8 protein-coding genes and 1 pseudogene are annotated in these 10,456 nt (G+C 72.6%); 6 read left to right on the top strand and 3 right to left on the bottom strand.

Features of this window, described 5'->3' with window-relative positions; all coding sequences use genetic code 11:
• Positions 1-116: 116 nt before the first annotated feature.
• Positions 117-3,326, bottom strand: a complete 3,210-nt coding sequence (gene ileS / locus ACFWEG_RS26110; protein WP_387219760.1) for an isoleucine--tRNA ligase — start codon at positions 3,324-3,326, stop codon at positions 117-119.
• Positions 3,327-3,779: 453 nt separating this feature from the next.
• Between ileS and ACFWEG_RS26105 the strand changes: the two genes are divergently transcribed.
• The 5 genes from ACFWEG_RS26105 to ACFWEG_RS26085 all read left to right on the top strand — a co-directional run bounded on the left by ACFWEG_RS26105 (position 3,780) and on the right by ACFWEG_RS26085 (position 8,214).
• Positions 3,780-4,361 (top strand): TraR/DksA family transcriptional regulator, encoded by a 582-nt coding sequence (locus tag ACFWEG_RS26105; protein ID WP_387219757.1) that lies wholly within the window; start codon positions 3,780-3,782, stop codon positions 4,359-4,361.
• 136 nt (positions 4,362-4,497) lie between these two features.
• The gene (gene lspA / locus ACFWEG_RS26100) at positions 4,498-5,058 is read left to right on the top strand and encodes a signal peptidase II (RefSeq protein WP_387219755.1); all 561 of its coding nucleotides are present in this window, start codon (positions 4,498-4,500) and stop codon (positions 5,056-5,058) included.
• Between the two features lie 13 nt (positions 5,059-5,071).
• Positions 5,072-6,016 (top strand): RluA family pseudouridine synthase, encoded by a 945-nt coding sequence (locus ACFWEG_RS26095; protein ID WP_387219752.1) that lies wholly within the window; start codon positions 5,072-5,074, stop codon positions 6,014-6,016.
• Entirely contained in the window at positions 6,013-6,483 is a 471-nt protein-coding gene (locus tag ACFWEG_RS26090) for a GNAT family N-acetyltransferase (protein WP_387219750.1), read from the top strand. The genes ACFWEG_RS26095 and ACFWEG_RS26090 overlap by 4 nt, the downstream gene beginning before the upstream one ends.
• Positions 6,484-6,627: 144 nt before the next feature.
• Entirely contained in the window at positions 6,628-8,214 is a 1,587-nt protein-coding gene (locus tag ACFWEG_RS26085; RefSeq protein ID WP_387219747.1) for a Na+/H+ antiporter, read from the top strand.
• A gap of 85 nt (positions 8,215-8,299) precedes the next feature.
• Here the strand turns inward: ACFWEG_RS26085 and ACFWEG_RS26080 are convergent, their stop codons facing one another.
• Positions 8,300-9,427 (bottom strand): mechanosensitive ion channel family protein, encoded by a 1,128-nt coding sequence (locus ACFWEG_RS26080; protein WP_387219745.1) that lies wholly within the window; start codon positions 9,425-9,427, stop codon positions 8,300-8,302.
• A 31-nt stretch (positions 9,428-9,458) separates the two neighbouring features.
• Here ACFWEG_RS26080 and ACFWEG_RS26075 point away from each other — a divergent pair, with 31 nt between their 5' ends.
• Complete coding sequence (locus ACFWEG_RS26075; protein WP_387219742.1) at positions 9,459-10,028, top strand: dienelactone hydrolase family protein; 570 nt, start codon at positions 9,459-9,461, stop codon at positions 10,026-10,028.
• 57 nt (positions 10,029-10,085) lie between these two features.
• On the opposite strand, the pseudogene ACFWEG_RS26070 reads toward ACFWEG_RS26075, so the two are convergent.
• Positions 10,086-10,456: pseudogene (locus ACFWEG_RS26070) on the bottom strand (serine/threonine protein kinase); the annotation flags it as partial.

The following is a 10,456-nucleotide window of genomic DNA, read 5'->3' as shown; positions in this document are numbered from 1 at the left end:
GATCCAGGGGCCCGGCCCTTCGCCGTGCCCGCGACCGCCGGCGGCCCGGCGGACGACGAGGGCCCGGCACCTCTCGCGGAGAAGTGCCGGGCCCTCGCTGCGTGCCGGGGGGGGGGCTACACCTTGCGCAGGTGGAACGTCAGCGACAGGTTGTCGTCCCGGAACGCCGGGCCGAAGGTGTCGTCCGGGTCGCCGGCGGCGAAGTCCGGGGCGAGCACCTCGTCGGCGATCAGCGCGGCGTGCTCGGTGAGGGCCGCGCTCACGTCCGCGTCGGTGGACGCCCAGCGGACCGTGATCCGGTCGGCGACGTCGAGGCCGCTGTTCTTGCGGGCCTCCTGGATCTGCCGGATGGCGTCGCGGGCGAGCCCGGCCCGCCGCAGCTCCTCGGTGATCTCCAGGTCCAGGGCGACCGTCGCGCCCGCGTCCGAGGCCACGGACCAGCCCTCGCGGGGCGTCTCGGTGACGATGACCTCCTCGGGCGACAGGGCGACCGTCTCCCCGTCCACCTCGACGCTCGCCGTGCCCTCGCGCAGGGCGAGGGACAGGGCGGCCGCGTCGGCCTCGGCGACGGCCTTGGCGACGGCCTGGACGCCCTTGCCGAAGCGCTTGCCGAGCGCGCGGAAGTTCGCCTTGGCCGTGGTGTCGACCAGCGAGCCGCCGACCTCGGACAGCGAGGCCAGGGAGGTGACGTTGAGCTCCTCGGTGATCTGGGCGCGCAGTTCGGCGTCCAGGGTCTCGAAGCCGTGCACGCCGACCAGGGCGCGCGAGAGCGGCTGACGGGTCTTCACGCCCGACTCCGCGCGGGTGGCCCGGCCCAGCTCCACCAGCCGCCGCACCAGCGCCATGCGCCGGGACAGGTCCGGGTCGACCGCGGTGAGGTCCGCCTCCGGCCAGGAGGACAGGTGCACCGACTCCGGGGCGTCCGGGGTGACCGGCACGACCAGGTCCTGCCATACCCGCTCGGTGATGAACGGCGTCAGCGGGGCCATCAGCCGGGTGACGGTCTCCACCACGTCGTGCAGGGTGCGCAGCGCGGCGTCGTCGCCCTGCCAGAAGCGGCGGCGCGAGCGGCGGACGTACCAGTTGGACAGGTCGTCGACGAACGCGGAGAGCGCCTTGCCGGCCCGCTGGGTGTCGTACGCCTCCAGGGCCTTGGTCACCTGGTCGGTGAGCGCGTGGAGTTCGGACAGCAGCCAGCGGTCCAGGAGCGGGCGGTCGGCGGGGGCCGGGTCCGCGGCGCTCGGGGCCCAGCCCGAGGTGCGGGCGTACAGGGCCTGGAAGGCGACGGTGTTCCAGTAGGTCAGGAGCGTCTTGCGGACGACCTCCTGGATCGTGCCGTGGCCGACCCGGCGGGCCGCCCAGGGCGAGCCGCCGGCCGCCATGAACCAGCGGACGGCGTCCGCGCCGTGGCGGTCCATCAGCGGGATCGGGTCCAGGGTGTTGCCCAGGTGCTTGGACATCTTGCGGCCGTCCTCGGCGAGGATGTGGCCGAGGCAGACCACGTTCTCGTAGGAGGACCTGTCGAAGACCAGGGTGCCGACGGCCATCAGCGTGTAGAACCAGCCGCGGGTCTGGTCGATGGCCTCCGAGATGAACTGCGCCGGGTAGCGCTTCTCGAAGAGCTCCTTGTTCTTGTACGGGTAGCCCCACTGCGCGAACGGCATCGAGCCCGAGTCGTACCAGGCGTCGATGACCTCCGGGACGCGGGTCGCGGTGCGCGTGCAGCCGTCGGCGGTGCAGGGGAAGGTGACCGCGTCGATGTAGGGGCGGTGCGGGTCCAGGGCCGACTGGTCGGTGCCGCTCAGCTCGGACAGCTCGGCGAGCGAGCCGACGCAGGTGAGGTGGTCGTCCTCGCAGCGCCAGATCGGCAGCGGGGTGCCCCAGTAGCGGTTGCGGGAGAGCGCCCAGTCGATGTTGTTGTCGAGCCAGTCGCCGAAGCGGCCCTGCTTGACGGAGTCGGGGAACCAGTTGGTCGCCTCGTTCTCCCGGAGCATCGCGTCCTTGACGGCGGTGGTCCGGATGTACCACGACGGCTGCGCGTAGTAGAGCAGCGCGGTGTGGCAGCGCCAGCAGTGCGGGTAGCTGTGCTCGTAGGGGACGTGGCGGAACAGCAGGCCGCGGGCGTCGAGGTCCTCGGTGAGCTTCTCGTCGGCCTTCTTGAAGAAGACGCCGCCCACGAGGTCCAGCTCCTCCTCGAACGTGCCGTCGGGGCGGACCGGGTTGACCACGGGCAGGCCGTAGGCCTTGCAGACCTGCAGGTCCTCGGCGCCGAACGCGGGGGACTGGTGGACGAGCCCGGTGCCGTCGTCGGTGGTGACGTACTCGGCGTTGACGACGTAGTGCGCTCCGGAGGGGCTGTACGCGCCCGCTCCCGCCGCCGGCTCCGGGAACTCCACGAGCTCGAACGGACGTCGGTAGTTCCAGCGCTCCATCTCGGCGCCGGTGAAGGTCCGGCCCGTCGCCTCCCAGCCCTCGCCGAGGGCCTTCTCCAGGAGGGGCTCGGCGACGACCAGCTGCTCGTCGCCGTTCGTGGCGACGACGTAGCGGACGTCGGGGTGGGCCGCGACGGCCGTGTTGGACACCAGGGTCCAGGGGGTCGTCGTCCACACCAGGAGCGCTGCCTCGCCCGCGAGCGGACCGGAGGTGAGAGGGAAGCGGACGAAGACCGAGGGGTCGACGACGGTCTCGTAGCCCTGCGCGAGCTCGTGGTCCGAGAGGCCCGTGCCGCAGCGGGGGCACCAGGGGGCCACCCGGTGGTCCTGCACGAGCAGGTCCTTCTTGAAGATCTCCTTCAGCGACCACCACACGGACTGGACGTAGTCCGGGTCCATGGTGCGGTACGCGTCGTCGAGGTCGACCCAGTAGCCCATGCGGGTCGTCAGCGCGGAGAACGCGTCGGTGTGCCGGGTCACGGACTCGCGGCACCTGGCGTTGAACTCGGCGATGCCGTACGCCTCGATGTCCTTCTTGCCGGTGAAGCCGAGCTCCTTCTCCACCGCGAGCTCGACGGGCAGGCCGTGGCAGTCCCAGCCGGCCTTGCGGCCGACGTGGTAGCCGCGCATGGTCCGGAAGCGGGGGAAGACGTCCTTGAAGACGCGGGCCTCGATGTGGTGTGCGCCGGGCATGCCGTTCGCGGTGGGCGGGCCCTCGTAGAAGACCCACTCGGGGCGGCCCTCGGACTGCTCCAGGCTCTTGGCGAAGACCTTCGCCTCCTGCCAGAAGTCGAGCACGGCGTGCTCCAGGGCGGGGAGGTCGACCTGGGCGGGGACCTGGTGGTAGAGCGCGGGGCGAGAGGCCTGCGGCGTGGTCGATGGCTCGGTACTCAAGGGACTACCTCCGGCGGAATGATCGCGTCTCCGTCCGGAGGGACGAGAGCCGAAACGCGCTCCCGCGGTACCACCCTCCTTGACCCGCCGGTGCGCGTGCGCGCGGGCGGGCCCCCTCATTGGGGCAGCGAGGCCGGGTCTAGTCACCGCGCTGCGGCTTTCTTCCGGCGGCTCCGGGGTGATCTTCGCGTCGCGCTCGCCTCCGGGCTCCCACCGTCCCCGGATCGCTCGTGGCTGCGTACGGCGCTACTCGTCCCGTCCATGCCTTTCGCTCAGGCCAGTGTAAGGGCCTCCGTACGGCCGAGTGCGCGGATTACCCGCCGGGGAGGTGGGCACAACGGAGTGCAGACCCGCGGCGCCGCACGGCGCGTCCCCGTTGCCGCGGGACGGAAGTCGATTTATCGTCCCATAACGATTCGCGGGCAATATCACACAATGTGAAGGATCGCGGCCATGGTGGCGAAGAAGAGCACCACCCCGAAGAAGAGCACCACCTCGAAGAAGGCCGCCGCGAGCACGCCGGCGGCCTCGGCAGCGAAGCAGACAGGAGCCAGGACGGTGGCTGCGAAGAAGACCCCGGGCACGGTGACCGAGCCCCAGAACGCCGTGCCCTCCGCGCGGGCCGCCGCCGCGGACCCCGGCGACCTCGCGGTCCGCAGCGGTGAGGACCCCTGGACCCCGGCCGAGGTCGCCGAGGCCCGCGCCGAGCTGGAGAGCGAGGTGCTGCGGCTCCGCGCCGAGCTGGAGTCCTCCGAGGCGGCCCTGGTCGGCCTGATGCGGGACTCCGGCGACGGGGCCGGCGACGACCAGGCCGACACCGGCACGAAGAACATCACCCGCGAGAGCGAGATGGCGCTCGCCGCGCACGCCCGCGAGACCCTGGAGCAGACCGAGCGCGCCCTGGACCGCCTGGACGCGGGCACCTACGGCCTCTGCGAGAGCTGCGGCAACCCCATCGGCAAGGCCCGCATGCAGGCCTTCCCGCGCGCCACCCTCTGCGTCGACTGCAAGCAGAAGCAGGAGCGCCGGCACTGAGCCCCCGCAGGGGCGGCACCCGGTCCGCCGCCCCGGCCCGCGGCCCGGCGGGCCGCGGGGCTCGCACGTCAGTGCCGTACCCTCGTCGTGGATCGGGCCACCGATCCGCAGGCCCGGAGAACGCAGGGGACATCACGTGGCAGAGGCGGAGCCGACCATCGACACGCCCGAGGAGACCGCCGCGGCGGCGGACGGGCAGCGGCCCAGGGGCAGGCGGAGGATCGCCGCGCTGTTCGCCGTGGCGCTCGTCGCGTACCTCCTCGACCTGGTCAGCAAGATCGTCGTGGTGGCCGAGATGGAGCCCACGAACAAGTCGATCGAGCTGCTCGGCGACTGGCTGAAGCTCGAGGTCATCCGCAACCCCGGCGCCGCCTTCGGCATGGGCGAGGCGTTCACCATCGTCTTCACGGTGATCGCGGCCGCGGTGATCGTGGTCATCGTCCGGCTCGCCCGCAAGCTCTACAGCCTGCCCTGGGCGATCGCGCTCGGCCTGCTGCTCGGCGGGGCGCTGGGCAACCTCACCGACCGGATCTTCCGCGCGCCCGGCGTCTTCGAGGGCGCGGTCGTCGACATGATCGCCCCGAAGCACTTCGCGGTCTTCAACCTCGCGGACTCCGCGATCGTCTGCGGCGGCATCCTGATCGTCATCCTGTCCTTCCGCGGCCTGGACCCCGACGGGTCCGTCCACAAGGACTGACATACTCGTAACGGTGAGCACTTCTCCCGAGATCCGCACCCTGCCCGTCCCCGAAGGCCTGGAGGGCGAGCGCGTCGACGCCGCCATCTCCCGCATGTTCGGCTTCTCCCGCACCAAGGCGGCCGAACTCGCCGCGGCGGGGAAGGTGCAGGTCGACGGGGCCGTGGTCGCGAAGTCCGAGCGCGTGCACGGCGGGGCCTGGCTGGAGGTCGAGATGCCCGGCGCCCCGGCCCCGGTGGAGATCGTCGCCGAGCCCGTCGAGGGCATGGAGATCGTCCACGACGACGACGACATCGTGGTGATCGTCAAGCCCGTCGGCGTCGCCGCGCACCCCAGCCCCGGCTGGACCGGCACCACCGTGATCGGCGGGCTCGCCGCCGCCGGCTACCGGATCTCGACCTCGGGCGCCGCCGAGCGCCAGGGCATCGTGCACCGGCTCGACGTCGGCACCTCCGGCCTGATGGTCGTCGCCAAGTCGGAGCGGGCCTACACCTCGCTCAAGCGGCAGTTCAAGGAGCGGGTCCCCGAGAAGCGGTACCACACGCTGGTCCAGGGCCACCCCGACCCGATGAGCGGCACCATCGACGCCCCCATCGGCCGCCACCCGCAGCACGACTACAAGTGGGCCGTCACCGCCGAGGGCAAGCCGTCGGTCACCCACTACGACCTCATCGAGGCCTACCGCGCCGCCTCGCTGCTCGACGTGAAGCTGGAGACCGGCCGCACCCACCAGATCCGGGTCCACATGTCGGCCCACCGCCACCCCTGCGTCGGCGACCTCACCTACGGCGCCGACCCCACCCTCGCCAAGCGGCTCGGCCTGACCCGGCAGTGGCTGCACGCCGTCCGGCTCGGCTTCGAGCACCCGGCGGACGGGCAGTGGGTGGAGTTCTCCAGCGAGTACCCCGAGGACCTGCGCCGGGCGCTCGCGAAGATCGAGGCGGAGAGCAACGCGTGAGCGCCGACGCCGTGACCGTGCGCACGGCCGTCGACCCGGCGGACCTGGAGGCGTGCTTCGCGGTCCGCAAGGAGGTCTTCGTCGTCGAGCAGCGCGTCCCCCAGGACATCGAGTACGACGCCTACGACCGCGACCCGTCCACCGTCCACGTCCTGGCCGTCGGCCCCGACGGGCCGCTCGGCACCGGGCGGCTGCTCACCGGCGCCCCGGCCCTCGGCAAGACCGGCGACGAGGGCGTCGGCTCGCTCGGCCGGCTCGCGGTGAGCCGCGCCGCCCGCGGCCTCGGCGTCGGGGCCGCGCTGGTCCGCGGCATCGAGGCGGCCGCCCGCGAGCGCGGCCTCACGGCCGTCGACCTGCACGCCCAGACCCACGCGCTCGGCTTCTACGAGCGGCTGGGCTACGTCGCCTACGGTCCGCTGTTCCCGGACGCCGGGATCGAGCACCGGGCGATGCGCCGCACGCTCTGACCCCGGGGCCGTACCGGCCCGATCCGCCCGGGACACCCCAGGTGCGTTGGGACCGGCGTCCGCGCGGTACGTGACAGGCTGGGCCGTCGGCCCGCGGGGTGATCCGTCCCGCTTCGTCCCGTCCGTACTGCCCGGAGTGTGACCGTGGATCAGATGGTGCTGCTGTTCGCGCTGTTGCTCGGCGCGCTGCTCATGGTGCCGCTGGGGGACCGGGTCGGGCTGCCCGCCCCGGTCCTGATGACGCTGGTGGGGATCGTGCTGGCGTTCCTGCCGTTCGTGCCGAACGTGGACATCCCGCCGGAGCTGATCCTGCCGCTGCTCCTGCCCCCGCTGCTCTACGCCTCCGTCCAGCGGACCTCCTGGCGGCAGTTCGCGGCCAACGTCCGACCCATCCTTCTGCTCGCCGTCGCGCTGGTCTTCGTCACCACCGCGGCCGTCGCGGCGGTGGCGGACGCGCTCGTGCCGGGGCTGCCGCTGGCCGCCGCCGTCGCGCTCGGCGCGCTGGTCGCGCCGCCGGACCCGGTCGCCGCCACCTCCGTCGCCGGCACGCTCGGCCTGCCGCGGCGGATGGTGTCGATCCTGGAGGGCGAGGGCCTGTTCAACGACGTCACCGCCATCGTGCTCTACCACGTGGCGATCGCCGCCGTGCTCACCGGCTCGTTCTCCTGGCCGAGGGCGGCCGGCTCGCTGGTGCTGTCCGCCGTGGTCGCCCTCGCCGTCGGCTGGGCGCTGGGCTGGGCCACGGTGAAGCTGATGGGCATGCTCGACGACGCCACGCTGCAGATCGGGCTGAGCCTGCTGGTCCCGTTCCTCGCCTACTCGCTCGCCGACGAGCTGCTCGGCTCCGGCGTCCTCGCCGTCCTCGTCACCGCGCTCGTCATCGGCGAGAAGGGGGCCGACGCCGACGACGTCCTCGGGCGGCTGGCCGGGAACACCTTCTGGCGGGTGGTCGACACGATGGTCACCGGCGTCGCCTTCGGGCTGATCGGCCTGGAGCTGCACCAGGTCTTCGGCACCGCCGACGGGCACTTCGGCGAACTGCTCGGCTGGGGCGGCGCGGTGGTCGCCGTGGTCATCGGCGTGCGCCTCCTGTGGCTGCTGCCGGCCGCCTGGCTGGCGAAGAAGCTGCACCGGCTGCGCGACTACGACGAGGAGATCCCGGTCAGCACCCGCGAGACGGTCGTCATGTGGTGGGCCGGGATGCGCGGGGTGGCGTCGGTGGCCCTCGCCATCGCCATCCCCTACGAGACCGACGCCGGGGACCCGTTCCCGGCCCGGGACACGATCGTCTTCATCGCCTTCGTGGTGATCCTCACCACGCTGGTGGTGCAGGGGCTCACCCTGCCCTGGCTGGTGGGGAAGCTGCACGTGCAGGCCGACGCGGAGGTCGAGCGGGACCAGGAGCGGGAGCTGGCCGTCCGGGCGACGAAGGCGGCGAAGCGGCGGCTGAAGGAGGTCGTGGCCGAGGAGCACCTGCCGGAGGAGCTCGTCGACCGGCTGACCCGGCTGGCCTTCGACATGGGGGCGCGGATCAGCCCGGACATCGTCGAGGCCGAACGGCTGGAGGCCTACTCGCAGCGCGCGAAGTCGATCAAGACGATGCGCCGGGTGCAGCGGGACATGATGTCGGCCGCCCGCCACGAGGTGCTGTCCGCGCGCGGCGAGCCGGGGATGGACCCCGAAGTCGCCGACCGGGTGCTCACCCACCTCGACCTGCGCAGTCTGCGCTGAGCGGGGAGCGCACGGACCCGCGGCGGCACGGCGAGGGGCCCGGAGAGCGGTGTCTCCGGGCCCCTGGCTCGCGGGTCGTACGGGCTCAGCCGCGACCGGTCCTGACCTGCACGTCCTCCGGGTCCGGGCCGTCGGCCTGCTTGCGCAGGTCGACGTAGTGGCCGCGGTGGTTGGGCAGGGGGACCGCCGGGGCGGTGGAGATCCGCGGCAGGGCGTACGCGTGCTTCTCGTTCAGCCAGGCGATCATCTGCTCGCGGATCGCGCAGCGGACCGTCCAGATGTCGTCGGCGTCCTTCGCGGTGGCCACCGCGCGGACCTGGATGGTGCTGGGCGTGGTGTCGGTCAGCGCGAGCGACCAGTCGCGGCCGTCCCAGGCGGAGGAGCCCTTGAGGATCTCGTGGAGCTTCTCGCGCATCAGCGGGATCGGGGCGCTGTGGTCGAGGTGGAAGAAGACCGTGCCGGTCATCTGCGCCCCTCCGCGCGACCAGTTCTCGAACGGCTTCGACGTGAAGTACGACACCGGCATCGTGATCCGCCGCTCGTCCCAGGTGCGGACCGCGAGGAACGTCAGGGTGACCTCCTCGACCGTGCCCCACTCCCCGTCGACCACGACCGTGTCGCCGATGCGGACCATGTCGCCGAAGGCGATCTGGAAGCCGGCGAAGAGGTTGCCGAGCGTGGACTGCGCCGCCACACCGGCGACGACGCCGATGATGCCCGCGGAGGCCAGCATCGAGGTGCCGACCGCCTTCATCTCGGGGAACGTCAGGAGCATCGCGGCCACGGCGATGGTGCCGACCACGGCCGTGAGGACCCGGCTGATCAGCGTCACCTGGGTGCGGACCCGGCGGACCCGGGCGGCGTCGCGGCTGCCGGCGGCGTACCGCGAGTAGGACGACTCCACGATCGCGACGCCGATCCTGATGACCAGCCAGGCCGAGGCGCCGATCAGGACCAGGGAGAGCACCTGTCCGATGCCGGCCTCGTGGTCGTTGATCAGCCCCAGTTCGAGCTGCCGGTAGGAGCCGCGGAGCAGCGCCGTGACCAGGACGAGCTGCAGCGGTATGCGGCAGGCGCGCAGCCGGCCCCACAGCGGGGTCTCGTGGTGGCGGGCGTCGGTCCGTCGCAACAACAGGTCGACGATCCAGCCCAGGGCCAGCGTGACGATGACCGAGCCACCGAGAACGATGAGCGGACGCAGTACGTTTTCCATGTCTCCCGACGCTAACTGGCACGATGGTGCCATGGACATCGTGCTTTTCCATTCGACGTACGGAGTGCGGCCCGTGGTCACGGCGGCCGCCGATCGGCTGCGCTCCGCCGGGCACCAGGTGCACGTGCCCGACCTCTTCGAGGGTCAAACCGCCGAGTCGACGGAGGAGGGGCTCGCGATCCGCGACCGGATCGGCAACGACGAGTTGCTGAAGCGGGCCGTCGCGGCCGCCGCCCCGCTCTCCGACCGGGGTCTCGTGTACGCCGGCTTCTCGCTGGGCGGTTCCCTCGCGCAGAACCTGGCGCTGGCCGACGACAAGGCGCGCGGCCTCCTGCTCCTGCACGGTACCTCGGACCTGGCCGACGACGCGTCCGTGGACGAGCTGCCCGTCCAGCTGCACGTCGCCGACCCGGACCCCTTCGAGTCGCACGACTGGCTGACCGCCTGGTACCTCCGGATGCGCAAGGCCGGCGCCGACGTCGAGGTCTACCGCTACCCGGGCGCGGGCCACTTGTTCACCGACCCGGACCTGCCGGACCACGACGCCGAGGCCGCGGAGCAAACCTGGCGGCTCGCGCTCGGGTTCCTCGACGCGCTGTGATCCGGGCCGCGGCCGGCCCGCCCGGGGTGTGAGGGGACTCACGGCCCCCGCGTCCGGTCAGGAGCGGCCGCAGCGGCCCGTCGTGCCGCCGCCGCCCGCGGGGAGGCAGATCGCGTTCCGGTCGCCCGGATCGTCGCTCAGGAACCGGCCCACGCAGTCGTTCCGGCTGGTCAGCCCGTAGCTGCGGCACCAGTTGACGGCCGCGGCGCCGTCGGGGAAGCCGGGCTGGTGGAACATCCAGTAGCCGCCGCGCAGGGACGCCCAGTCGTCGCTGTCGACGTACGGGGCGAAGATGCCCCTCTTGCGGAGGGCGGCGGCCTGCCGCTCGCGGGCCGCGGCGCCGTCCGCCTTCGGTACGGAGGCGAGCTGGGCGACCCAGCCGCCGGTGGGCGGGGGCGGTGCCGGGGTGGAGCCGGGCGGCGGGCCGC

Source organism: Streptomyces sp. NPDC060194 (genome assembly GCF_042728285.1).
Taxonomy (GTDB): domain Bacteria; phylum Actinomycetota; class Actinomycetes; order Streptomycetales; family Streptomycetaceae; genus Streptomyces.
Note: the sequence above shows the minus strand (reverse complement) of the source record. Positions and strands in the feature narration are given on the sequence as shown.

Bases quoted from the DNA above. Each gene is read 5' to 3' on its own strand.
- ACFWEG_RS26105 (WP_387219757.1), top strand. From the start codon at position 3,780: ATGGTGGCGAAGAAGAGCACCACCCCGAAGAAGAGCACCACCTCGAAG.
- ACFWEG_RS26080 (WP_387219745.1), bottom strand. From the start codon at position 9,427: ATGGAAAACGTACTGCGTCCGCTCATCGTTCTCGGTGGCTCGGTCATC.
- ACFWEG_RS26075 (WP_387219742.1), top strand. From the start codon at position 9,459: ATGGACATCGTGCTTTTCCATTCGACGTACGGAGTGCGGCCCGTGGTC.